Origin of the sequence: Phytoactinopolyspora mesophila (assembly GCF_010122465.1) — a bacterium.
Taxonomy (GTDB): domain Bacteria; phylum Actinomycetota; class Actinomycetes; order Jiangellales; family Jiangellaceae; genus Phytoactinopolyspora; species Phytoactinopolyspora mesophila.
This window is the reverse complement of sequence record NZ_WLZY01000009.1, coordinates 118,729-142,631: the sequence shown is the minus strand read 5'-3', so window position 1 is coordinate 142,631 and position 23,903 is coordinate 118,729. Positions and strand designations below refer to the sequence as shown.

At 67.3% G+C, this 23,903-nt stretch carries 17 protein-coding genes, 1 tRNA gene and 1 pseudogene; 15 read left to right on the top strand and 4 right to left on the bottom strand.

From position 1 onward, the window contains the following. Positions 1-6: 6 nt before the first annotated feature. From F7O44_RS23190 to F7O44_RS23180, 3 genes are all read left to right on the top strand, one after another. A complete protein-coding gene (locus F7O44_RS23190; RefSeq protein WP_162452683.1) occupies positions 7-1,236 on the top strand; it encodes a sensor histidine kinase in 1,230 nt (409 codons plus the stop codon). Continuing rightward, complete coding sequence (locus tag F7O44_RS23185; RefSeq protein WP_162452788.1) at positions 1,233-1,874, top strand: LuxR C-terminal-related transcriptional regulator; 642 nt, start codon at positions 1,233-1,235, stop codon at positions 1,872-1,874. Before F7O44_RS23190 ends, F7O44_RS23185 begins: the two co-directional genes overlap by 4 nt. A 181-nt stretch (positions 1,875-2,055) precedes the next feature. Then, positions 2,056-2,640: a dihydrofolate reductase family protein gene (locus F7O44_RS23180; RefSeq protein ID WP_174255975.1), complete on the top strand. Its 585-nt coding sequence runs from the start codon at positions 2,056-2,058 to the stop codon at positions 2,638-2,640. A 167-nt stretch (positions 2,641-2,807) separates the two neighbouring features. Here the strand turns inward: F7O44_RS23180 and F7O44_RS23175 are convergent. Beyond that, a tRNA-Arg gene (locus F7O44_RS23175) sits at positions 2,808-2,883 on the bottom strand. 74 nt (positions 2,884-2,957) lie between these two features. Beyond that, the gene (gene map, locus F7O44_RS23170; protein WP_162452681.1) at positions 2,958-3,731 is read right to left on the bottom strand and encodes a type I methionyl aminopeptidase; all 774 of its coding nucleotides are present in this window, start codon (positions 3,729-3,731) and stop codon (positions 2,958-2,960) included. Between the two features lie 54 nt (positions 3,732-3,785). On the opposite strand from map, the gene F7O44_RS23165 reads away from it, so the two are divergent. The 11 genes from F7O44_RS23165 (at position 3,786) to manA (ending at position 19,267) form a co-directional block, all read left to right on the top strand. After that, complete coding sequence (locus F7O44_RS23165; protein ID WP_162452680.1) at positions 3,786-4,082, top strand: helix-turn-helix domain-containing protein; 297 nt, start codon at positions 3,786-3,788, stop codon at positions 4,080-4,082. After that, positions 4,079-5,737, top strand: a complete 1,659-nt coding sequence (argS, locus tag F7O44_RS23160) for an arginine--tRNA ligase (protein ID WP_162452679.1) — start codon at positions 4,079-4,081, stop codon at positions 5,735-5,737. Before F7O44_RS23165 ends, argS begins: the two co-directional genes overlap by 4 nt. Further along, positions 5,734-7,149 carry a diaminopimelate decarboxylase gene (lysA, locus tag F7O44_RS23155; RefSeq protein WP_162452678.1) on the top strand — a complete coding sequence of 472 codons (1,416 nt, stop codon included), beginning with the start codon at positions 5,734-5,736 and terminating at the stop codon, positions 7,147-7,149. Before argS ends, lysA begins: the two co-directional genes overlap by 4 nt. A 146-nt stretch (positions 7,150-7,295) precedes the next feature. Then, positions 7,296-8,315, top strand: a complete 1,020-nt coding sequence (locus tag F7O44_RS23150) for a S1C family serine protease (RefSeq protein ID WP_162452677.1) — start codon at positions 7,296-7,298, stop codon at positions 8,313-8,315. Between the two features lie 47 nt (positions 8,316-8,362). Then, positions 8,363-8,818 (top strand): MarR family winged helix-turn-helix transcriptional regulator, encoded by a 456-nt coding sequence (locus tag F7O44_RS23145; protein ID WP_162452676.1) that lies wholly within the window; start codon positions 8,363-8,365, stop codon positions 8,816-8,818. 60 nt (positions 8,819-8,878) lie between these two features. Then, positions 8,879-10,324, top strand: a complete 1,446-nt coding sequence (locus F7O44_RS23140; RefSeq protein ID WP_162452675.1) for a phosphomannomutase/phosphoglucomutase — start codon at positions 8,879-8,881, stop codon at positions 10,322-10,324. A gap of 64 nt (positions 10,325-10,388) precedes the next feature. After that, complete coding sequence (locus F7O44_RS23135; protein WP_162452674.1) at positions 10,389-10,631, top strand: Trm112 family protein; 243 nt, start codon at positions 10,389-10,391, stop codon at positions 10,629-10,631. A 2-nt stretch (positions 10,632-10,633) separates the two neighbouring features. Next, the gene (locus tag F7O44_RS23130) at positions 10,634-11,647 is read left to right on the top strand and encodes an SIS domain-containing protein (RefSeq protein WP_162452673.1); all 1,014 of its coding nucleotides are present in this window, start codon (positions 10,634-10,636) and stop codon (positions 11,645-11,647) included. An 86-nt stretch (positions 11,648-11,733) separates the two neighbouring features. Continuing rightward, complete coding sequence (locus tag F7O44_RS23125; RefSeq protein WP_162452672.1) at positions 11,734-15,066, top strand: TIM-barrel domain-containing protein; 3,333 nt, start codon at positions 11,734-11,736, stop codon at positions 15,064-15,066. A gap of 13 nt (positions 15,067-15,079) precedes the next feature. Next, the gene (locus tag F7O44_RS23120; RefSeq protein WP_162452671.1) at positions 15,080-17,998 is read left to right on the top strand and encodes a TIM-barrel domain-containing protein; all 2,919 of its coding nucleotides are present in this window, start codon (positions 15,080-15,082) and stop codon (positions 17,996-17,998) included. A gap of 87 nt (positions 17,999-18,085) precedes the next feature. Then, a complete protein-coding gene (manA, locus tag F7O44_RS23115) occupies positions 18,086-19,267 on the top strand; it encodes a mannose-6-phosphate isomerase, class I (RefSeq protein ID WP_162452670.1) in 1,182 nt (393 codons plus the stop codon). Here manA and F7O44_RS23110 read toward each other — a convergent pair. Continuing rightward, positions 19,254-20,465, bottom strand: coding sequence for an acetate/propionate family kinase (locus tag F7O44_RS23110; RefSeq protein WP_162452669.1), 1,212 nt, complete (start codon positions 20,463-20,465; stop codon positions 19,254-19,256). The genes manA and F7O44_RS23110 overlap by 14 nt on opposite strands. Positions 20,466-20,570: 105 nt before the next feature. Between F7O44_RS23110 and F7O44_RS23105 the strand changes: the two genes are divergently transcribed. Then, positions 20,571-21,527 carry an LLM class flavin-dependent oxidoreductase gene (locus F7O44_RS23105; RefSeq protein ID WP_222851621.1) on the top strand — a complete coding sequence of 319 codons (957 nt, stop codon included), beginning with the start codon at positions 20,571-20,573 and terminating at the stop codon, positions 21,525-21,527. A 131-nt stretch (positions 21,528-21,658) separates the two neighbouring features. Here F7O44_RS23105 and pta read toward each other — a convergent pair. Beyond that, positions 21,659-23,742: pseudogene (pta, locus tag F7O44_RS23100) on the bottom strand (phosphate acetyltransferase). Positions 23,743-23,903: the final 161 nt, after the last annotated feature.

Here is a 23,903-nt window from a genome sequence, read left to right as displayed (position 1 = left end):
AGTGTCATGAACATGCTCGATCCGATCCGCGGCGTTCGGCCCGGGCCGCTCGGCGGGGCCGGGCTGGCCGAGCGGCTCCGGCTGACCGGGGTGTCATTCGGGTATGTGCTGGCATTCCTGCCGGCTGTGCCGCTGGCGGTCTTGTCACTGCTCGCCGTTGTGCTGGGGGTGGTGGGAGTCGGCTTCGTCCTCGCCTTCGCTGTGGTGCCGGCCACCGCGGCGGTCACCGGTGTGCACCGTCGCGTCAGCGGCGAACTTCTGGACCGCCGTGTCCCGGCCGCCTACGCGGACACGACCGGCGTAGATGTATGGGCCCGCCCGTTGCGCTGGGTCGCCGATCCTGCCCGGTGGCGCGATGTCGGGTTCCTGTTGTTCTCGGCGACCGGCGGGTTCCTCGTGTCGGTGATCCCACCGGTGTTGCTCGCCCTGCCGATCGTCTACCTCACCGGCCTGATCGTCGATCCAGGGCCGGTCTGGGTGGTGTTGTTCCTCGGAGCACTCGGGCTGGGGTTGCCGGTGTGGTGGCTGGCGACGCCGGCGCTGGTCCGCGCCCGCGCCCGCGCCGATCACCGCGTTCTCGCCGGGTCTCGGGTCGCCGAGCTCGAACGCCGGGTCGAGCAGGTCACCGAGACCCGCGCCGCCGGCCTCGACCACTCGGCAGCCGAGATCCGCCGGATCGAACGTGACCTTCACGACGGAGCCCAGGCGCGGATGGCCTCGGTGGGGATGACGGTCGGCTTGGCCAAGAAGCTGCTCGCGAGCGACCCCGAGGCTGCCGACGCGCTGCTCACTGAAGCTCGCGACACCGCCATGGCCTCGCTCGATGACCTGCGTTCGGTGGTGCGCGACATTCACCCTCCGGTGCTTGCCGACCGCGGACTCACCGGCGCGATCGAGGCGCTCGCGATGTCGATCGCGCTGCCGGTCACCGTGGCCGTGAACGTCGGCGGCAGGCTCCCCGACCCGATCGAGTCGGCTGCCTACTTCGCGGTCGCCGAAGGTCTGGCGAACACCGTCAAACATGCCGAGGCCACCCGCGCCTACGTCACCGGCTCCCATGACGGCACCCGGCTGCGACTCGTCGTGGGCGACGACGGCCGCGGAGGCGCGGACGCCGCTGGCTCGGGCCTGTCCGGAATCGCCCGAAGGCTCTCGGCGTTCGACGGCGTCGTCGGCGTCGACAGCCCGGCCGGCGGCCCCACCACCGTCACGATCGAGATCCCGTGCCCGACCTGAGAGCACTCGTCGCCGAAGACCAGGCACTGCTACGCGTCGGCCTGACCCGGATTCTCGAAGCCGGCGACATCGACGTCGTCGCCACGGCCACCGACGCCGAATCCCTGGCCACCAGTCTGGCTCGCGAGGACATCGACATCGCTATCGTCGACGTGCGCCTTCCTCCGACCCAAACCACCGAGGGCCTCCAAGCCGCGATCGATGCCCGGCATGAACGTCCCGCGCTGCCGGTGCTGGTGCTCAGCCAATGGGTCGAACCCCTGTATGCCCGCGACCTCCTCGCTTCCGGAAACGGCTCGATCGGCTACCTGCTCAAAGACCGCGTCGCCGACGTCGACGCCTTCCTCGCGGCCGTCCGTCAGATCGCCACCGGCGGGACCGTGCTCGACCCCCAGGTCGTCTCCGCGCTCGTGACCCGCCGCGAAGGCCCGCTCGACCGCCTCACCGACCGTGAACGAGACGTGCTCATACTGATGGCCGAAGGCCGCTCCAACGCCGCGATCGCAGCCAAGCTGGTCATCTCCGAGAAAGCCGTCGCCAAACACACCAACCGTATCTTCGCCAAACTCGACCTCTCACCAGCTCTCGACAGCAACCGCCGCGTCCTCGCTGTCCTGGCCTGGCTCGACAATGTGTGACACGCTGCGAAAGCGGGGCGCGGAATCCTCTGTCATGTGTGCGGTACGTCGAAGGTCTCCTTTCCGTACGGAGCATCTGCTTGGCGTGGCGGTCAACTGGCCCTCGGTGTGGCCTGACCGATGAGTTTTGCGCGCCGTGCTGGTCTGTACACCGAATACCGACTCACGAGGGGCTGACGCCATGCGGAAACTGACCTTCGCCATGAACATGAGCCTGGACGGCTACATCGCCGCGACCGGCGACGACCTCGGCTGGAGTGGGGGAGATGGACCGGACTCGTCGCCGAACGACGAGCTGTTCCAGTGGTGGTCCGACCGGGTGGGGGCGACCGGCTTAGCGCTGTACGGGCGCAAGCTGTGGGAGGCGATGAGCTCCCACTGGCCAACCGCCGACCAGCAGCCCGGCGCCACACCGGCGGAGATCGAGTTCGCCCGCCGCTGGCGGGACATGCCGAAGGTGGTGTTCTCCTCGACGACCAGCACGGTCGACTGGAACACCCGTCTGGTCGCCGGCGACGCGGTCACCGAGATCACCAGGCTCAAGGCCGACGACGGCGGCCCCATGGACATCGCCGGCGCCACACTCGCCGCGGCGGCCATGCGGGCCGGGCTGATCGACGAGTACGTGATCGTCACCCATCCGGTCCTGGTGGGCGGCGGCACGCCATTCTTCACCGCCCTGGACAACTGGGTGAACCTGAGCCTGGCGGAGACCCGGACGTTTCCCGGCGGCGTGCTGCTGACCAGGTACGAGACCAGGCGCTGAGCACAGTGCCGGGCTCGTGTCGTTGCTCGTCGCCCCGGACGGGGCCACCGTCCGAGAGCTGAACAAGCGCACCTGCGCCGTATCTGTCCTCGGCGCGACGAAGTGGATCATGGTCGTAAAGTCGTTGTCTGATCTTGAAATTATGATCGACATGTGCTCTGACCTGCTGGTGCCCTCGGCAGGATTCGAACCTGCGACTTTCTGCTCCGGAGGCAGACGCTCTATCCCCTGAGCTACGAGGGCGGGGACCGCGCTCAAGGTTACCAGGACATCGGCACGGATCCCGAATCGGCTGAGCCGGTTGTGATGTTTGGGTATCAGTCCAGGTGAGCGGTCAGGATGCGGGGGCCGTCGTCGGTGATCGCCACGGTGTGCTCCACGTGTGCGCCGCGGCTGCCGTCGCCGGTGCGGATCGACCAGCCGTCGTCGGCGATGTAGTAGTGGTCGTGGCTGCCGGCCATGAGGCTCGGCTCGATGGCGATCACCAGGCCGGGCCGCAGCGGCCAGCCTCGCCCGGGCCGGCCCTCGTTCGGCACGAACGGTTCCTCGTGCATGGCGCGCCCGATTCCGTGCCCGCCGAAGTCGGACTGGATTCCATACCCGGCGGCGCGGCCGATCACCTCCATGGCGTGGCTGATGTCGCCCATCCGCCCGCCCGGCCGCGCGGCGTCGATGCCGGCGTGCAGCATCCGTTCGGTGGTCTCGATCAGCTTCTCGTCAGCAGGATCGGGATTCCCGACGATGAAGGTGGTGGCGGCATCGGCGTGCCAGCCGTCGATGTGTGCGCCGCAGTCGACGCCCAGCAGGTCGCCATCGCGGAGGCGGTATGCCGTGGGAAGCCCGTGCAGCATGACGTCGTTGACCGACGTGTTGAGCACGCCGGGATATGGGGAGGATGCGAAGCCCGGCTGGTACCCGAGGAACGACGACGTCGCCCCGGCTGCGCGGATGACGTCGTGCGCGACGTCGTCGAGTTCTTTCAGCGACACGCCGACGGCGGCATGCGCGCGCACCGTGGCGTGCACTGTGGCGACGACGCGCCCGGCGGCGGCCATGGCGTCGATCTCACCCGGTGTCTTCAGCTCGACCATCTCGAAACATCCCTCTGTGGTGCCGATAACTATACCGGTATTAGTATCACGGACATGGTGAGAGTGCCGTTGACCGGATCGGAACGGGAGCGCGGGCAATACCTCGGCGAGGTGTTGCGGCGGGCGCGCGGAGAACGGAGCATCACCGACGTCGCCGCAGCTGCCAGCATTTCTCCGGAAACCCTGCGCAAGATCGAACGGGGGCGGATACCCACGCCTGCCTTCTTCACCGTCGCTGCCGTGGCCGATGTGCTCGGGATGTCCCTTGACGACGTCCTCTCTCACGTCATCGACCAGGTTGCGGACACACATGACAGCGCCGTGGCCGGAGTGGCTACGCTTTCCGGGTGACCCCTGAGCAACTTTCCCGCGTGGTGCGCGAGGTTCTCGTCGCCGCTGTCGACGACGGTGAGGTGACGCTGGCCGACGGCGTGCCGGACGACGTGCTGATCGAGCGGCCGCGTAACCGCGAGCACGGAGACTACGCCACCAACATCGCGATGCGGCTGGCCAAGAAGTCGGGCATGCCGCCGCGAGAGCTGGCCGAGACGCTGGCCGGCCGGCTGCGAGGCAGCACGGGGATCGAGGCGGTGGACGTCGCCGGGCCAGGATTCCTCAACATCACCGTCTCCGCGGTCGCGCAGGGGACGCTGGCCGAAGCGATCGTCGCCGCCGGATCGTCGTACGGCCGCAGCGACACGCTGGCGGGAACTCAGCTGAACATCGAGTTCATCTCCGCGAATCCCACGGGCCCACTGCACCTCGGGCACGTGCGGTGGGCAGCCGTCGGAGACGCCATCGCGCGGGTCATCGAGGCCGCCGGCGCCGAGGTCACCCGCGAGTTCTACATCAACGACCGCGGCTCTCAGATGGACACCTTCGGTGCCTCCCTGATGGCCCGGGCGCATGGCAAGGACGTTCCCGATGACGGCTATCACGGTGCCTACGTCGGCGAATTGGCACAGGCGATCGTCGAAGCACGGCCGGCCATCCTGGACCTTCCCGCGGACGAGCAGCTCGCGGCTTTCCGGGAGGAGGGGTATCGGCTCCAGCTGGCCGAGCAGCAAAGCCAGCTCGAGGAGTTCCGCACCCACTTCGACGTGTGGTTCTCCGAGCGCACCTTGCACGAGACCGGGAAGGTCGAGCACGGCATCGACGTGCTGCGTGCGCAGGGCCACATCTTCGAGTCCGATGGCGCGCTGTGGATGCGCACCACTGACTTCGGCGACGACAAAGACCGCGTGCTGATCAAGCAGGACGGCTCGTATACCTACTTCGCCTCGGACACCGCGTACTACATCAACAAACGTGAACGTGGCTTCGACGTGTGTGTCTACCTCCTCGGCGCCGACCACCACGGGTACGTGGGCCGGCTCAAGGCCATGGCTGCCTGCGCCGGCGACGACCCCGAGCACAACATCGAGATCCCCATCGGTCAGATGGTCAAGATCGTGCGTGAGGGGCAGGAGCTGCGGCTGTCCAAGCGGGCCGGCACCATGCTCACCCTGGGTGACGTGGTCGACGCGGCGGGAGTGGACGCGCTGCGCTATTCGCTGTGCCGCTCGCCGGCCGACTCTCCGCTGACGCTCGATGTCGCGCAGATCACCAAGCAGACGTCGGACAACCCCGTGTTCTATGTGCAGTACGCGCACGCGCGGCTGTCGTCGATCCTGCGCAACGCCACCGAACTCGGTGTCGAGCGCGGCGAGCTCCGGCCCGAACTGCTGAGCCACGAGCGTGAGTCGCTGCTGCTCGCCGCGCTCGGTGAGTTCCCGCGCATCGTCGCCACCGCCGCCGAACAGCGGCAGCCACACCGAATCGCCCGCTACCTCGAAGAGACCGCGTCCACCTTCCATAAGTTCTACGACGTGTGCCGGGTGCTGCCGATGGGTGATGAACCGGCGGGCGACATCCACCGCGCCCGGCTGTGGCTGATCGACGCCACTAGGGTGGTCATTGCCAACGGGCTAGGCATGCTCGGAGTCTTCGCACCGGAGCGGATGTGACATACACACACGAGGCAGGCACACTGCACGCGGAAGCCGGACATCGTCGTCGCCCACCCTGGTTGCAGGTTCCGGACGACGTCAACGCGCTCGTCCCCATCCTGTGGCCGGCCACGGTGAATCGTGGCGACGACGGCGTGGTCCGGATCGCGGGAATCGACGTGCAGGCCCTGGCCGCGGAGTTCGGCACGCCGGCCTATGTCGTGGACGAACTCGACTTCCGGTCCCGGGCGCGGGCGTTCCGCGACGCGTTCACCGGCGCGTTCGGTGAGGCTGAAGTCTTCTATGCGGGCAAGGCTTTCCTGTGCACCGAGGTGGCCCGCTGGGTGGCCAGCGAGGGACTGGGGCTCGACGTCTGCTCGGGTGGCGAGCTGGCGACCGCGCTTCGCGCCGGATTCCCGGCCGAGCGGATCGGGCTGCACGGCAACAACAAATCCGTCGCGGAGCTTTCGCGAGCGCTGGATGCCGGCGTCGGCCGGATCATCGTCGACTCCTTCGACGAGATCTCTCGGCTGACCACCCTGGCCGCCGAGCGCGACGTACGGGCGCGGGTGATGATCCGGACCACCGTCGGCGTAGAAGCCCACACCCACGAGTACATTGCGACAGCACATGAAGACCAGAAGTTCGGCTTTTCCATCGCCGGCGGCGCAGCGGCCCAGGCAGTGCGGCGTATTCTCGCCGAGCCATCGCTGGAGTTGATCGGGCTGCACTCGCACATCGGCTCGCAGATCTACGACACATCAGGTTTCGAGGTGGCCGCGCGGCGGGTCCTCGGGCTGCAGGCCGAGATCCGCGACGAGCACGGCATCGAACTTCCTGAACTTGATCTTGGCGGTGGCTTCGGCATCGCCTACACCAGCCAGGACGATCCACAGCCGCCGGAAGAGCTGGCTGCCGGGATGGCGGTCATCGTCGAACACGAGTGCGCAGCCTACGGCCTGTCGGTCCCGCGGCTGAGCATCGAGCCCGGGCGGGCCATCGTCGGTCCGAGCACGTTCACGCTGTACGAGGTCGGAACGGTGAAAGCCGTCGAACTCGACGGGGGAGCGGTGCGCCGGTACGTCTCCGTCGACGGCGGGATGACCGACAACATCCGTACGGCGCTCTATGACGCCGACTACTCATGCACGCTGGCGTCGCGCCGCTCGGATGCCGAGGCCGTGCTGGCGCGCGTCGTCGGGAAACACTGTGAGAGCGGCGACATCATCGTGAAAGACGAGTTCCTCCCCGCTGACGTCGGTCCTGGCGATCTGATCGCCGTGCCGGGCACGGGCGCGTACTGCCGCAGCATGGCCAGCACGTACAACCACGTTCCGCGGCCTCCGGTGATCGCTGTGCGCGACGGCGCGGCCCGGGTGATCATGCGCCGCGAGACCGAAGACGACCTGCTCGCTCTCGACGTCGGCTGAGGAGGCTGCGCTTCTCCGGAGACCGGCCGGATTGCGCTGTGGGCGTACGTTGGAGTGCAGCCGGTGCGCTGTGCGTTTGACCCTTCATTGCGAGAGAACGGCGCGGCCGGCGGAGCCAGCCCGCGCGCGGCGGGACGGTGAAGACCATGACAGCGGACAAGCCAGGCAACGAGTCGGTGCCACACGACGGCAATCCAAGCGGCGACGACCACGCGGACAGCGAAGCTTTGGACGCTTACTCGCGGGTGGTGAGCGCGGTGGCGCAGCAGCTACTGCCGTCGGTGGCCAGCGTGGCTGTGCCGGGGGAGCGTGGTGGTCGGCGTGGGCGGGGCGGCTCCGGCTCGGCGGTCGTCTTCACGGACGACGGATTCCTGCTGACCAACGCCCACGTTGTCGGCTCGGCTGCCGGCGGAACCGTGTCCTTCTCCGACGGTGTCGAGGCCGGGTTCTCCGTCGTCGGCCGGGACCGGCTCTCTGATCTGGCGGTGCTCAAAGCCGACGGGTTGACGCCCGTGCCGGCTCAGCTGGGCAATGCCGATGACCTGAGGGTCGGACAGCTGGTCGTGGCCGTCGGAAGCCCACTGGGGTTGTCCGGATCGGTGACCGTGGGCGTGGTCAGCGCTCTTGGGCGATCGATGCCGGCGCAGAGTGGACAAGCGGTGCGCATCATCGAGGACGTCATTCAGACCGACGCCGCGCTGAATCCTGGCAATTCCGGCGGTGCGCTGGCCGACGCTTCGGCACGCGTTGTCGGCATCAACACCGCCGTGGCTGGCGTGGGCCTCGGACTGGCGGTGCCGGTGAACGCGACCACCACCCGGATCGTTGCGACGCTCCAGCGTGACGGCAAGGTGCGCAGAGCCTTTCTCGGCGTCGCGACGTCACCGGCACCGGTGCCCCCGGAACTCGCCGAGCGGATCGGCCGGCAGACTGGGGTCCGCATAGCGCACGTCGAACCCGGCAGCCCGGCTGAGAAGGCAGGATTGCGAGCCGGGGACTTGATCGTCACCGTCGCTGGGCAGCCGGTTGACAATGCTCAGTCGCTGCAGCGTCGCATGTTCGCCGAGGCGATAGACGTGGCGCTGGCCATCACGACGTTCCGCAACGGTGCCATGGTCGATGTCATCGCGTACCCGACGGAGCTGACTTCTGCGCAGGGCTCCTAGGCGCGCCCTGTTGATCTTGGAAGTATCGGTCATATGATCATTTAGCGATGAACAGCACTCCCGGCTCCGAGGAGCGCCTCAGCCCCGAACAGCTCGAGGTCTGGCGGGCGTTCGACCGCGCGCACGCGAGTGTGGCCCGGCAACTAGAGACAGACTTGGTGGAACTGCACAGGCTGCCGCTCGCCTGGTACGAAGTCTTGGCCCGGCTTGCCGAGGCCGACGAGCACCGGTTGCGGATGTCGCAACTGGCCGACATGGTGATGTTGTCGCCCAGTGGAATGACCAGGCTCATCGATCGGATGATCAATGCCGGCCTGATCCGCAGGGTCCCGGCCGAGAAAGACGCCCGTGGCACATACGCCGCACTGGCTGACGCGGGGCTGGCCCGGCTCGATGAGGCGGCCGATACCCATGAGCGCGGTGTGCGCGACTACTTGATCAGTCGGTTCGACGACGGCGAACTCGACCGGTTCGCGGCATTTCTCCATCGGGTCGCCGAGTGACCGCGTGATCGGCGAAGATGCTGTGTTCGTGCCGTACGGGCTTCGCGGTATGGTCGTGACGTGCGCGATCTCGCAGCGGTCGTCAAAGCCTACGACGTACGTGGCGTGGTACCCGATCAATGGGACGTGGACGTAGCCCGGGCCTTCGGTACGGCGGCGGCGGACGTTCTCGGTGATCAATCCGCGACCTTGGTCGTCGGCCATGACATGCGTCCCACATCCCCCGGTCTCGTCGCGGCTTTCTGCGACGGTGTGACGGCCCGCGGGCTAGACGTCGTGAACATCGGCCTGGCCTCTACCGACCAGCTCTACTACGCGAGCGGGGCACTCGGCTTGCCCGGTGCCATGTTCACCGCGAGCCATAACCCGGCGGAGTACAACGGCATCAAGTTCTGCCGCGCGGGCGCCATGCCTGTCGGCCGCGACACCGGCCTGGCCGAAATCCGTGACCTTGCCGAGAAGGCGCTCGCCGGGGCCGACGGGCCGCGTCGTGATACCTGGGTGGCGCGGTTGCCAAGCCTCGCCGAGCGTGGCCTGCACAGCGACGCTCCGGCTCCCGGCCGAATTCAGCGGCGCGACGTGCTGGCTGACTACGCCGAGCACCTTCACCAGCTCGTGAGCCTGGACGGCATCCGGCCGGTGACCGTCGTCGTGGACGCCGGCAACGGCATGGCCGGACACACGGTGCCGGCTGTCCTGGACCTTCCCGGGCTGACGGTCATCCCGTTGTACTTCGAACTCGACGGCACGTTCCCGAACCATGAGGCCAACCCGATCGAGCCGGCCAACATGGTCGATCTGCAGCGCACGGTCCTCGAGCGTGGCGCCGACATCGGGCTGGCCTTCGACGGCGACGCGGACCGCTGTTTCGTGGTCGACGAGAAGGGTGAGGTGGTCTCGCCGTCGGCGTTGACTGGGCTGATCGCCGTCCGGGAGCTGCAGCGGGCGCCGGGAGCAGCCGTCGTGCACAACGTCATCACCTCTCGTGCCGTGCGCGAGATCGTCGCCGAGCACGGCGGCAGCCCGGTGCGTACGCCGGTGGGGCACTCGCTGATCAAGCAGCGGATGGCTGAGACCGATGCCGTCTTCGGAGGCGAGCACTCCGCCCATTTCTACTTCCGCGACTTCTGGCGGGCCGACTCCGGCATGCTGGCTGCGTTGCACACGCTGTCCGCGCTGGGTTCGTCGGATCAGGAGCTCTCGTCGTTGCTGGCGCCCTACGACCGGTACGCGGCTTCCGGTGAGATCAACAGCCGGGTCGACGACACCGCCGCGACGCTGGCAACCGTCGAGGCTCTGTTCTCGGAGTACGAGGACGTCGAGGTCGACCACATGGATGGGCTGACCGTGGAGTACGGCGGATCGCCGATGTGGTGGTTCAACCTGCGCCCGTCCAACACCGAGCCGCTGCTGCGGTTGAACGTCGAGGGTGCCGACTGGTCCATCATGGAACGTGTACGTGACAAGGTTCTTGGCGTCGTCCGCGGTGCCGAGAGCTCCCCATGATCATGAACACTAGACGACCGATATGGTCACGTAGTGTTCATGATCAGCGGAAGGAGGAGGGGAAATGTGGCTTGATCCCATGCTGGCCGAGGTGATCGTGTGCCCGGCTTGTCATGGCGGGCTGGCACCACGCGAAGTGGCTGGTTCCGATGGCACCGAACGGAACGTGCTGGCCTGTTCGAGCTGCGCGCTCGCCTATCCGGTCCGTGACGGCATCCCGGTTCTCCTCGCCGAATTTGCGCAACCCCTCGGAGACGCCGAATCCGAGCGCGACAACAACCACCGTGCTGGCCCGTCCAAGGTGTGACCATGTTCTTCGATACCTCGCTTGATGACCCCGAGGCGCTCGCCAGCATCGACGGCGTCTTGCGTGAGCTGGCCAGCTGGGGTGCTCACGTACGCCGCGCGTACTCGGCTGCGGCCGAGACATTGGACGGGTTGAACTCCGATGACCGTCCGCGGGCCATCGTTGCGGGTGGCCCGGATGGGCGGCTTTTCCGGGCCGTGCTCGAGCCCATCTGTCCGGTGCCTTTCGTCGCTTGGCCGCATCCCGGGCTGCCGGCCTGGGCTGGGCCGTTGGATCTCGTCGTGGTCATGTGTGCCGGAGGCGCCGGCCCGGAAGAGATATCCGCGGTGGCCGAGGCGCGCCGGCGGGGCTGTTCCTTGCTGGTCGCGGCTCCGGAGAACTCGGAGCTGCACTCGGCCGCCTCGAGCCGCGACACCATTTTCTTGCCGGCTGGTAGCACCGATCCGACCGCCGTCGCGGTGCCCATGCTGATCGCGCTGCATCGGCTCGGGTTGGGCCCGGAGGTCGAGGCCGAGCCAGTGGCTGAGGCCTTGGATGACGTGGCGAAGCGTTGCGCCCCATCGGTGGGTGTTGACGAGAATCCGGCCAAAGAACTCGCGCTGGCTTTGGCCGAGGGCACCCCCGTGGTGTGGGGTGGTTCGGCGCTGGCGGCCCGGGCGGCCCGGCGGCTCGCGGAGAACCTGCGTAAGGCCAGCGGCCGGCCGGCCATCGCCGGGGACGACGACCAACTGGTGCCGCTGCTGGCGGATGCGCCGGAAGTGGACGTGTTCGCCGACCCGTTCGAGGACGGCCCCGCCCCGCTGCGTCCGGTGCTGCTGGTGCTCGACGACGGCGCGGAGGCGCCGCTGCTGGATGCCGCCCGGCGACGGCTCGAGGAGGTTGCGGAGTCGTCGTCCGTGCGGGTCTTCCCGATTCATGCCGCAGAGGGCGCCGAGATCGTGCGGTTTGCCACGCTGCTGGCGATGGGGCAGTACGTGGCGGCTTATCTGGCCTTGGGGCTCGGCCGGCCGGCCTGACGAACGAATTTCTCTGGGTTGATCTATTGACGGGAGATCATCAGCTCATTAATTTATAACTAAATTTAGTTCCGAAGGGAGTCCGGATGCCCGCAACTCCGCGTGGATCTCGCCGCACAACCCTCGATCTCCTCAGGCTCGCGCTCATATCCGCCCTGGTCGTCCCTGCGGCCATGTTCGTCCCGACGACGACGGCCCATGCGCTCGACGGAATCCACCACGATCCCACCGGCACCGACGACCTCTACTCGGCCGAACCCACCGAGCGGGCGCCGCGTGATCCGATGGCCGGGGACAACGTGGTCGTCAACGCCACCACCTGGCCCATCGAGACCGGGCAATCGGTATGGGTCACCTGGACGAAGAACGGCGCCGATCAGACTCCCATCGGTGCCAGCTGGGACTACAACAGCGGGAACAACAGCTACTGGAAAGTGGATCTGGGCAGCTTCGACAGAGGCGACCAGATCACCTACACGGTCCATGCCGATGTCAACGGAGGCAACCAGAAGAGCACCGGGCCGTTCTCGTTCGCCGTCACGTCATGGAGCCACGTCACCGACGTCACGGCCGTGACGGACAACGGCACGTCCGTGGACGTGACCACCGGTGACAGCGCCGGAGACTTCACTCCCAAGATCCGGTTCGCATTCCCCAGCCCGGACAGCTTCCGCATGCAGGTCGCTCCGACCGGCAACGGCCTCGACATCTCCGGCGGCACCGGCTACACGGTGACCGACTCCGCGAGTGAGCTGCGTATGGCGACCAGCGACCTGGTGCTCAGCGTGCAGAAGAACCCGTTCCGCCTCTCGGTCTACGAGGGCGACGGCAGCACGCTGATCACCCGTCACTACGACCCCGCCGCCTTTCACAACATCGGCTGGGCCAGCGACGGCGCCACCACGGTCACCAAGATCGAAGACCATTACCTGACACCCAGCGGCGAACGGTTCGAGGGTTTCGGCGAGCGCTACGACCGGTTGGACCAGCGCGGTCATGACGTGCACAACTACGTCTACAACCAGTACCTCGACCAGGGCAGCGTCGGGCGGACCTATCTGTCCAAGCCGTTCTTCCTGAACTCGGCCGGCTACGGGGTGTACATTCCGAGCACTCGCTACTCGATCTTCAACCTCGGCACCCACCTGGCCGACATGGCCGGATTCACCCTCGACACCGGGGGCGCGCTGGACTCTACCCTCGACTATTACGTGTTCACCGGTTCTCCGGAGGACATCGTCGACGCCTACACCGAGGTCTCCGGCCGGCCGCTGCTGCCGCCGAAGTGGTCATTCGGACTGTGGGCCTCGGCCAATGAATGGAACACCCAGGACGAGATCGAGGCCGAGCTGGCCGCCATCGAACAGCACGACATCCCCCACTCGGTGATGGTGCTGGAGCAATGGAGTGACGAGGCCACGTTCTACGTGTGGCACGGCGCCGAGTACCAGCCGACGCCCGGCGCCGACAGCCTGAGTTACGGTGATCTGACCTTCCCACCGGGTACCGCCTGGCGAGATCCGGCCGCCATGGTGGCCGACGCCCACGATCAAGGCATCCGGGTCTTGCTGTGGCAGATTCCGGTGCTCAAGGAGAACTTCGACACCAATCCGCCCGTACCGCCGCAGCAGCACCTCAACGACCGAAGCTATGCGCAGAGCGAGGGCTTTGTGGTCGGCAGCGGTCACGGCGGCGACTACCGGGTGCCGAGCGGTCAGTGGTTCGGCGACAGTCTGGTCCCCGACTTCACCGATCCCGACGCCACCGACTGGTGGATGAGCAAACGCTCCTACCTGTTCGACGACATCGGCATCGACGGGTTCAAGACCGACGGCGGCGAGCACATCTTCGGTCGTGACCTGGAGTTCGCCGACGGCCGGGACGGCGCTGAGATGCACAACGCGTACCCGAACTCGTACCTCGACGCCTACAACGACGAGGTACAGGCCAAGACCGGCAACGACGGCACCATCTTCAGCCGGGCCGGGACGTCGGGCGCACAAACATCCTCGATCTTCTGGGCGGGGGACCAGACGTCGACGTTCGGCGCGTTCCAGGAGGCGATCCGGGCGGGGCTCAGCGCCGGGCAGTCTGGTGTGCCGTTCTGGGCGTGGGACCTGGCCGGATTCACCGGTCCGTTCCCCAGCGCGGAACTGTATCTACGCTCCACCGCCCAGGCCACGTTCTCGCCGATCATGCAGTACCACTCGGAGAAGGCCGACCCGAGTCCCTCGGAGGCACGTACCCCATGGAACGTGCAGGCCCGCACCGGCGACAGCTCCGTGATCCCGATCTTCCGGCACTTCGCCAACGTCCGGATGAACCTGATGCCCTACACGTACACCGAGGCGGTGCGCAGCGCCGACTCCGGCGTGCCGATGATGCGGGCGATGAGCCTGGCGTTCCCGGATGACAACGACGCGGCCGGCTGGGACCAGCAGTACATGTACGGCGAGCAGCTGCTGGTCGCCCCGATCACCAGCGCCGGAACATCGGCGAAGGACTTGTACGTGCCGGAGGGCGAGTGGTACGACCTCTGGAATGGTGGCCACTTCAGTGGCCCCGGCGTCAAGACCTATCACGCGGGAACGGACACCATTCCGGTCTACGCCCGGCCGGGCGCCATCATCCCGCTCGATCTGGGTGATGATTACCAGCTCGGCAGCGGAGTCGGCAATGACGTCGAGACACACACCAACCTGGTGTTCCGGGTGTACCCGTCGGGTGCGTCGTCGTACGAGTATTTCGACGACGACGCGGGTGTGCACCGGAGCGTCACAGCCGCCGAGAACTGGGCCGCGCAGCAGGTGGAGGTTGCTGTGCCCGCGCTGGGTGAAGCTGTGACGTTGCAGGTCGCCAGCACTACACCGGCCGCTGTGACGGTTGGCGGCGGTGCGCTGGCGCAGCGGTCGAGCCTGGCCGCACTCGTCTCGTCGGCCGACGGTTGGTACTGGGATCCGGTGCAGCAGTTGACCCACGTCAAACTGCCGAGCGCTTCGACGGTGCGCGACGTCGTGCTGTCCGGCGTGGACAAAGCCGCCTATGAGGCGGAGTTCGCCGGGCAGGTCAGCACGGCGGCCAACAACAACCACCCTGGCTTCACCGGGACCGGCTTCGTTGACCAGTTCGAGGCGCAGGGCGACGCCGTCGAGTTCGACGTGCACGCCGACGCCACCGGCCAGCATCGGCTGCGATTCCGCTACGCCAACGCGACCGGTTCCACCGCCACCCGTACGGTTCGGGTGGACGGACAGGTCGTGGGCACGGTGTCCCTGCCGAGTATGGGCAGTTGGAGCGACTGGGGAGAGGCGACGCTGGACGTGAGCCTCGCCGCGGGATCCCGCACCGTGCGGATCGGCTACGAGTCAGGCGACACCGGCGCGATCAACCTCGACCACCTCGTTCTCGCCCGGCCGTAGGAGGGGAGCCCAGATGCGTGCACTACGACGGACGTCGTCGCTGGCAATTCTCGCGACAGCCGGCGTGCTGGCCGTGTCGCTGGCGCCGTCGTCGACCGATGCCTCGGCCCAGCCGGCTGGAACCACTCCGGCGACCACACAACAGTCCGGCGTCGAACGGGTGGAGTTCACGGCCGGGAACAGTTACCTGATCGTCGAGATCCTCGACGACGACCTCGCGCACTTCGAGGTCTCCGGGGTCAGCCCCAGCCCGGGAACCGGCTCGCCGCTGTTCACCACCGACCAGGTGGCGAAGACCGACTACGCCGGCCCGAGCTCCTTCCAGCAGAACGGCACCACCTTGTCGACCGCTGACATGCGCATCGACGTGGACAGCTCCACATTGTGCGCCACCGTCACCGACACCACGCACACCCCCGACGTTGTGCTGCACACCGTCTGCCCGCTCGACCTGGCCCAGGACTGGAAGGGCCTCTCCATCACCAAGGAAGGGATGGAGAACGCCTACGGTCTCGGCCAGCAGTTCTTCCAGGGTGGCAGCGCGGACGGCGACTGGGTGGGCCGGGTCCGCTCACCGGGTGGTCAGTTCGGAAACGCCATGGTCTACGACCCGGACAACGGCCCGGTGGGCAACACCCAGATCCCGGTGCTGTTCGCGGTTGGGGCCGACAGCACCGGCTACGGGCTGTTTCTCGACCAGGTGTACAAGACCGAGTGGGATCTCACCGGTGACCCGTGGTCGGTGCGCACGTGGGGGGACGAGATCCGCTGGTACACCATGACGGGTGCGGATCTGCCCGACCTGCGTCAGGACTACATGGAACTCACCGGTCACCCGCCGGTGCCGCCGAAGAAGGCGTTCGGGCTCTGGGTGTCGGAGTTCGGCTATGAGAGCTGGGCCGAGGTCGACGACCGGCTGGCCGCGCTGCGGGCCGAGGAGTTCCCGGTCGACGGGTTCGTGCTGGACCTGTACTGGTTCGGTGGCGTCAGCTCCGGATCCGACCACACCGCGATGGGGTCGATGACCTGGGATACGTCGTCGTTCCCGGATCCGGCCGGCCGGATTGCTGACTACGAAGCCGACGACGGCGTCGGGATCATGACCATCGAGGAGTCCTATATCGGCCGGGCGCTGGCCGAGCATGCCGACATGGAAGCACGCGGTCATCTGGTCCGGGACGGCTGCTCCACTTGCGGCCCGGTCTACCTGACCGACAACGACTGGTGGGGCCGCGGCGGAATGATCGACTGGACCAGCGACGCCGCCGGGGACTACTGGCACGCCGCCAAACGCCAGGCGCTGATAGACGACGGGGTGCTGGGCCACTGGCTCGATCTCGGCGAGCCGGAGATGTACAACCCGAACGACTGGACGGCCGGGGTACTACCCGGCAAACACGCCCACGCCGACTATCACAACATGTACAACCTCAAATGGGCCGAGAGCATCACTCGCGGGTACGCGGCGGCGGAGGAGGAGCAGCGCCCGTTCCTGCTGACCCGGTCCGGGGCGGCGGGCATCCAGCGGCACGGAGCCGCGATGTGGTCGGCCGACATCGGTACGAAGCTGACCGCGCTCGCGGCACAGCAGAACACCCAGATGCACATGTCCATGTCCGGCGTCGACTACTACGGCTCGGACATCGGCGGTTTCCGGCGTGAGATGCTCGACTCCGACCTCGATGAGCTGTACACACAATGGTTCGCCAACGGCTCGTGGTTCGAGGTGCCGGTGCGCCCGCACGCGGAGAATCTGTGTAATTGCGAGCACACCTCGCCGGCCGAGATCGGTGACGTGGACAGTAACCTGGCCAACATCCGGCAGCGCTACGAGCTGACGCCCTACTACTATTCACTCGCGCACCGGGCCTACCGGTACGGCGAGCCGGTGGTGCCGCCGCTGGTGTACTACCACCAGGACGATCCGGAGGTCCGCGAGATGGGCCACCAGAAGCTGGTCGGCCGGGACCTGCTCGTGGGCGTCGTCGCAGGGTCCGGTGAGCGGCAGCGGAACATCTACCTGCCGGAAGGCTCGTGGATCAACTACCACACGAACGAGTGGTTCCACAGCGACGGCGAGTGGATCGAGGACGTCCCGCTGTACGTGAACGGGGATTTCCGGCTGCCCGCGTTCGCCCGGGCCGGTGCGGTGATTCCCCGGATGCACGTCGATGAGCAGAGCATGAACGTCGACGGCCGGCGGCTGGACTCGAGCACCCGCGACGAGCTCGTCACCCGCGTCTACGCCGACGAGACCGCGAGCGATTTCACGCTGTACGAGGACGACGGCGCAACCGTGGCCTACGCGGACGGCGCGGTGCGAACGACGGTGCTGGGCCAGCAGGTCAGCGGATCGACCGCGACCGTGACGATAGGGGCGGCCGACGGCGGTTACGCCGGTGCTCCGTCCGCACGGGACAACATCGTGGAACTGGTGGTCGAGGACACTCAGGCGTCGTCGGTCACTCTCAACGGTTCACTTCTCACCCGGCACGACAACCAGGCCGATTTCGACGCGGCGGCCAGCGGTTGGTTCAACGCCGGGGGCAATCTGGTGGTCGCCAAGTCCGGCGAAACGAGTGTGGCGTCATCGAAGACTTTCGAGTTCACTCTCGGCGAGCAGCCGGTGACGCTGGACTTCGTCTGCGAGAACGGCACCACCACTATCGGCCAGTCGGTGTACGCCGTCGGCGGCGTGCCACGGCTCGGCGCGTGGTCCCCGGCCAGCGCGGTCAAGCTGGAGCCCAGCTCGTATCCGACCTGGACCGGCACCATCGGCAATCTCCCGCCGAACACCACCGTCGAATGGAAGTGCATCAAGCGGGCGGAGGACGGCTATCCGGAGGTCGCTGACCAGTGGCAACCAGGAGCCAACAACGTCGCGATCACCCCGGCCTCCGGCAGCGGCGGAACCACTACCGGCCAGTTCTAGTGTCACGGCCCCGGGCGCGAGCCTTTTCGCGCCCGGCGTGGGATTCGAGGGTAGCGGGCCTCAGCGCGCAAAGTAGAGTGGCAGACCGTGGCTGTACTTCTCGAGAATCCGGTGCGTTCGTACGCGTGGGGATCGGCGACGGTCATCCCCGATTTGCTCGGGCTGGACCCGACCGGCGACCCTCAAGCCGAGCTGTGGGTGGGCGCGCACCCGGGCTCGCCCTCCGTCGTCGCGGGTGACGGGCGCACGCTGGACCAGTACATCGCCGCCGATCCGGCTGGCGCGCTCGGACCAGGTGTCCTCGACCGGTTCGGGGCCGCGCTGCCCTACCTGCTGAAGATTCTCGCCATCGAGCGTCCGCTGTCCATCCAGGCTCACCCCACCATCGCGCAGGCCGCCGAGGGGTTCGACGCCGAGGACGCCGCGGGTACACCGCTGGGGTCGCCGAAGCGTTCCTACCAGGACCGTAACCACAAACCCGAGATGGTCGTGGCGCTCACCGAGTTCGAAGCCCTACTCGGGTTCCGTGACCCGGCCGAGGTCGCCGCCGCGCTGGAACTCAGCGGGCGGGAAGAATTCACCCAAGCCATCGCCATGCTCAGGCAGGGCGACGGGCTGCGGCGCTTGGTAACGGCCTGGCTGAGCCTGCCCGAGTCCGAAGCTGTCCGGATAGCACGCACACTCGCCGACGAAGCCCGGGCGCACTCGAGTCATGAGCCGTTCGCGGTGGTGGACCAACTGGCGGCGACGTATCCGGACGACCGCGGCCTCTTGCTGGCGTTGCTGATGCGCCGCATTCGGCTCAATCCTGGTGAGGCCGCTTTCGTGGCGGCAGGTGTGCCGCATGCGTATCTGTCCGGGTTCGCGGTCGAACCGCAGGCCAGCTCGGACAACACCCTTCGCGCGGGCTTGACCCCCAAACACGTGGACGCGGCCGAGGTGTTGCGTATTCTGCGTTACGAGCCCGACGGCGGGATGCTGATCGTGCCTCAGGACACCCAGGCGGGTGAGCAGGTCTACCCGGTTCCCGGGCTCGACGAGTTCCGCCTGGCCCGGCTCCAGCTCGATGCTGAGGAGATCCGCCCGAGTGGCAGCGGGCCCCGGGTTGTGCTCGTCGTCGACGGCGCGGTGGCCGTGCGGGCGGGCTCGGCGCAAGACGCCGGCGATAGCCTCCAGCTGCGCTCCGGGCAGGCCGCGTTCGTTCCCGCTTCGGAGCCGGACGTCGTCGTCTCCGGCACCGGTACGGCCTTCACGGTCACCCCGGGCTGATGGTCAGCTCGCCCACCGTCGACAACGTCTGCCGGGCGATCTCCAGTTCTTCGTCGGTGGGAACGACGAGCACCGCCGTGCCGGCTCCGTCCGGCGAGATGTAACGCGCCCGGGGACCTTGGGAAGCGTTGCGGACGTGGTCCACCGCGATTCCCAGTCCGCGCAGGCCAGCCAGCGAGCGTGAGCGCACCCAGGCGTCGTTCTCGCCGACGCCGCCGGTGAACACGATGGCGTGGGTCTCACCGAGAACGGCCAGGAAGGCCCCGACGTAGCGGCGGATCCGGTGGCAATAGACATCGCGAGCCAGGATGGCGTCCTCGTCGTCTTCTCCCGCCAGCCGATGAACCTCGCGCAGATCCCGCTCGCCGGTCAGACCCACCATGCCGCTGTTGCGGTTGAGCAGATCGTCGAGGTCGTCGAACGACATGCCGGCTTCCCGGGCGAGGTGCAGGAGCACACCGGCGTCGATGTCGCCGCTGCGTGATCCCATGACGAGCCCTTCCAGCGGGGTGAGTCCCATCGAGGTGTCCACCGAGCGGCCGGAGCGCACCGCCGTGGCCGACGCGCCGTTCCCCAGGTGCAGAACGATCAGATTGGTCTTCTGCGCATCGCGTTCCAGGAACCGGACGGCCTCGCCGGCGACGTAGGCGACCGATGTTCCATGGAACCCGTAACGCCGGACGTGGTGCCGCCGAGCGACGTCGCGGCCGATCGCGTAGGTGTAGGCCGCGGGCGGCAGGCTCTGGTGGAAAGCGGTGTCGAAGACGGCTACGTGCGGCAGGTTGTCCAGCACCTGCCGGGCCACCCGGATGCCGGCGAGATTCGGCGGATTGTGCAGCGGAGCCAGCGATGACAATCCGTCGATGGTGTCCTCGACGGTGTCGTCGATGATCACCGGGCCGGAGAACTGTTCGCCGCCGTGCACCACTCGATGGCCCACGGCGGCGATGTTCGAGTCGGCCAGCGCCGGGCCGTGCTCCTCGAACGTATCGAGTACGGCTCTCAGGCCGGCCTGATGGTCGGCGAGCGTGAGGTCATGATCGACGACGGAGCCGCCGGCCTCGTGGCGAACGTGCCCGCCGTCCTCGCCGATGCGTTCCACCAGACCACGGGCGAGAACATTGGCGTTGTCCGCGTCGATGAGCTGGTACTTGATCGACGACGATCCACAGTTGAGCACGAGCACGGTTGCGCTCATCACTACACCCCGAATGTGTGTCTCTGAACAGCTGTCTCGCCGCCCTGATGGCGAGGCTCTGCGTCTTTCTCCGATTCTGTCAGTCTCTCCCGATACGGTCTCGGCATGGTGACGACACGAACCCGCATCGGCATGTGTTTCGACCGGACTTTCCCGGCCGCATTGGTGACCGATTTTGCCCGACGCCTCGATCATGGAGCCGACCAGCTCTGGGTGATCGAGGATTGTTTCTATACCGCAGGGGTAAGTCTGGCGGCTTCGGCGCTGTCGGTGAGTGAGCGACTCACCGTAGGCATTGGCATTCTTCCCGCGGTCGCCCGTACCTCCGCCGTCACGGCCATGGAGATCGCCACGTTGTGCAATCTGGCGCCGGGACGGGTGCTGCCCGGTATCGGGCACGGCGTCCAATCGTGGATGGCGCAGATGGGCGTACGTCCCTCGTCGCCGGTGCGCACGCTTGAAGAAGTGATGGTCGCGGTGCGGCGGCTGCTCGCCGGAGAACGGGTCACCATGCACGGTGAGCACGTGTATCTCGACGACGTCCAGTTGTACCACCCGCCGGACCCCGTGCCGCCGCTGCTCGCCGGTGTGCGGGGGCCGAAGTCCCTGGCCATGGCCGGGCGTGTCGCCGGGGGCGTCGTCCTCGCCGAACCGGCCGGCCCGTCCTACGTGCGGTGGGCCCGTGAGCAGGCCGGCCACCCTGATCCTTTCCACGTGGCCGTCTTCTCCGTCATCTGTGTCCAGCAGGAGCGGCGCAGCGCCTACCGGACCATGGCGCCGTGGCTGGCGGGGCTGCTCGACGACCCGTCGCCGGGCATCCGGGCGCTCCCATTCTGCGACGACCTCCTGGCGCGCTTTGCCCAGCACGGCGTCGACGGACTGGTGACCATGCCGCCGGACTGGTGGACCGAGCTCGCGCCCATCGGCACCATGGACGATGCCATGCAGCACATCGAGGCGCTGGAAGCTGCCGGAGTGCATAGCATCGGTATGTACCCAGCGCCGGATCCGGATATCGCCAAACACGATCTTGAAGACGTCATCACACTCGCAAGTCGCTGACCAGCACTGACGTGAAGGCGCAAGGCATACTGGGCGTGACACATAGAGTCTCACCATGGTGTGGCGGGCATCGGCGAGCGAGGCACGAGCGAGTCCGCTGGGCGAGGGGAGACTCTATGTGCCGCGCCCATCTAGTCTTCCGCGTCGCTGGTCTGGGCCTGGATTCCGGTGATCGCGATCGTGTTGACGATGTCCGACACGAGAGCGCCCCGTGAGAGGTCGTTGACCGGTTTGCGCAATCCCTGCAGGACCGGCCCCACCGCCACCGCGCCGGCACTGCGCTGCACCGCCTTATAGGTGTTGTTGCCGGTGTTCAGGTCCGGGAAGATGAACACGGTAGCGCGGCCCGCTACTTCGCTGTCCGGCAGCTTGGTGCGGGCCACACCGGCGTCCACCGCGGCGTCATACTGGATCGGTCCCTCGATCGACAGGTCGGGGCGCCGCTCGCGGGCGAGCGCCGTGGCGGCCCGCACTTTGTCTACGTCGGCGCCGGAACCGGACTCGCCGGTCGAGTACGAAAGCATGGCCACGCGCGGGGGTACGCCGAAATCTTCCGCGGTCTGGGCCGACGAGATCGCGATGTCGGCCAGCTGTTCGGCATCCGGGTCGGGATTGACGGCGCAGTCGCCGTACACGAGCACCCGGTCGCGTAGACACATGAAGAACACACTCGACACCGTTGAGACCCCAGTGTCGGTCTTCACCACCTCGAACGCCGGCCGGATGGTGTGCGCGGTGGTGTGGGCCGCACCGGAAACCATGCCGTCGGCGAGATCCATCAGCACCATCATGGTGCCGAAGTAGGAGACATCCGCGACCTGATCCCGAGCGCCCTCGAGCGTCACACCCCGGTGGGCGCGCAACTCGGCGTATTTCTCCGCGAACTGCTCCCGCCATGGGCTGAGCTGCGGGTCAACGATCTGCGCGGCGGAGATGTCCGCGCCCGCGTTGATGGCAATCGCCTGCACGCGTTCGGGCCGGCCGAGCAGTGTGATGTCCGCGATGCCTTGGCGGAGCACGGAATCGGCCGCGCGCAGGATCCGTTCCTCTTCGCCTTCGGGTAAGACGATGTGCCGCCGGTCCGAGCGGGCACGGTCGACGATCCTGTGCTCGAACATCAGCGGTGTCACGACATTGCTGCGGGTGACATCCAGCAGGTCGAGCAGTTCGATGTCGTTGATGTGCTCGTCGAACAGGGTGCGGGCGGTCTCGATCTTGCGGGTGGCGTCCTTGGTGAGCCGGCCCCGCACCCCGGCCAGGGCGGTGGCGGTGGCGAAGGTGTCTCCATCCATGGTGAGGATAGGCAGGTTGACGTTGAGTCCGTCGATCAGCCGGACGATCTGCTGTGGCAGCTCGAATCCGCCGTTGAGCACAATGCCGGCCAGGCTCGGGAATGTTCTCGAGGCATGTGCCATGAGCAGGCCGAGCAGCACGTCTGAGCGGTCGGCGGGAGTGATGGCCACGGCATCCTCGACCAACCGGTCCAGGACGTGCGGCAGAGTCATCCCCGCCACGACGAACCCACGTACTTCCCGGCCTAGCCGGTCCGGCGCGCCCCGGTAGAGTTCGCCGCCAAACCGATCAGATCGGCCATCGTGGGCGCCGACAGCAATGGCTCCTCGGGCAGGGTGTATACCGGCGATGGCGAGCTCACGGCGTCGCGTACGGCATCGAGCGACCCCGGATCCACCCGGTTCACCACGATGCCCAGTAGCTGACCGGAGTTGGCCTTCAGCTCGGTCACGGCGGAGTCGGCCACCGCTCGGACGTTCTCCGGGGTGTGCTCGCGGCCGTTCACCACCAGAAGCACCGGTGCGCCGAGGTTCGCCGCGATCCGGGCGTTGAACGAGAACTCGGTCGGGTTGTCCACGTCGGTGTAGTCGCTGCCGACGATCACCACGGCATCGCATTGCCTAGCTACTTCGTGATAGCGCTCGACTATGGTGCTGAGCGCGGCGTCCCGGTCGGCGTGGACGTCGTCGTAGGTCACCCCGGCGCACACGTCGTACGGCAGGTCGGCGTCGTCGTGATCGAGCAACAGTTCCAGCACGTAGTCCGGGTGCCGGCCGGGCTCCGCGGGGGTGGCGGAGCGCACGATCGGCCGGAAGACGCCTACCCGGCCGACTCTGCGCGTCAACGCGGTCAGGACGCCGAGCGCCACCGTGGACTTCCCGGTCTCGCCGGTCACTGAAGCGATATAGACATTCTTGGCCACGTTCCCGAGGCTAGCCCGCGAGCGGTAAGCCCGCCTACCATCCCACCCCTCCCCGTGATCGTCAGTGGGTTGTGGTTGCTCACAGGTGATCGTCAGTGGGTTGTGGGTGGCGGGTGGGAACCCCAACCCCCTGGCGCTCACCGGGGGGGGGGGCGGGGGAC

Coding starts and splice junctions, on each gene's coding strand:
- F7O44_RS23190 (WP_162452683.1), top strand. CDS start 7: ATGAACATGCTCGATCCGATCCGCGGCGTTCGGCCCGGGCCGCTCGGC.
- F7O44_RS23180 (WP_174255975.1), top strand. CDS start 2,056: ATGCGGAAACTGACCTTCGCCATGAACATGAGCCTGGACGGCTACATC.
- map (WP_162452681.1), bottom strand. CDS start 3,731: ATGGTCGAGCTGAAGACACCGGGTGAGATCGACGCCATGGCCGCCGCC.
- F7O44_RS23165 (WP_162452680.1), top strand. CDS start 3,786: ATGGTGAGAGTGCCGTTGACCGGATCGGAACGGGAGCGCGGGCAATAC.
- F7O44_RS23150 (WP_162452677.1), top strand. CDS start 7,296: ATGACAGCGGACAAGCCAGGCAACGAGTCGGTGCCACACGACGGCAAT.
- F7O44_RS23145 (WP_162452676.1), top strand. CDS start 8,363: ATGAACAGCACTCCCGGCTCCGAGGAGCGCCTCAGCCCCGAACAGCTC.
- F7O44_RS23135 (WP_162452674.1), top strand. CDS start 10,389: ATGTGGCTTGATCCCATGCTGGCCGAGGTGATCGTGTGCCCGGCTTGT.
- F7O44_RS23130 (WP_162452673.1), top strand. CDS start 10,634: ATGTTCTTCGATACCTCGCTTGATGACCCCGAGGCGCTCGCCAGCATC.
- F7O44_RS23125 (WP_162452672.1), top strand. CDS start 11,734: ATGCCCGCAACTCCGCGTGGATCTCGCCGCACAACCCTCGATCTCCTC.
- F7O44_RS23120 (WP_162452671.1), top strand. CDS start 15,080: ATGCGTGCACTACGACGGACGTCGTCGCTGGCAATTCTCGCGACAGCC.
- F7O44_RS23110 (WP_162452669.1), bottom strand. CDS start 20,465: ATGAGCGCAACCGTGCTCGTGCTCAACTGTGGATCGTCGTCGATCAAG.
- F7O44_RS23105 (WP_222851621.1), top strand. CDS start 20,571: ATGGTGACGACACGAACCCGCATCGGCATGTGTTTCGACCGGACTTTC.